The organism is Campylobacter coli LMG 9860 (genome assembly GCF_000254135.1).
GTDB classification, from domain to species: Bacteria; Campylobacterota; Campylobacteria; order Campylobacterales; family Campylobacteraceae; genus Campylobacter_D; species Campylobacter_D coli.
On sequence record NZ_AINS01000136.1, the window covers coordinates 1 to 304 of the forward strand.

Sequence of the window (304 nt, forward strand, 5' to 3'; positions counted from 1 at the left end):
AGCATAGAAGGGATGTTTTGTAAAAACTGTCCATGTGTTAACAAAGGTAAAAAACAAGTAATATCTGCATTCCTTATTACTACACTTGCACTTTTAATACAAAGTTCATTTAAAGATAAAATAGAAGTTTCATAGTATTTAAGATAATAATGCGAGCTAATAAACATTTCATATAAACTTAAATACTCTAAAATACTTTGCTGATCAAAAATCATAGCAATTTGAATTTCTAAATCCTTTGCAACACAGTCAAATAATACAACCTTATAAACTTTCAACTCTTCACTCAAATCTATCGTGCTTA

The 304-nt window shown here is 27.0% G+C and carries 1 pseudogene; it reads right to left on the minus strand.

Going from position 1 to position 304, the window contains the following annotated elements:
* Window positions 1–304 (minus strand): annotated as a pseudogene (locus tag CCO88_RS09750) (motility associated factor glycosyltransferase family protein); the annotation flags it as partial.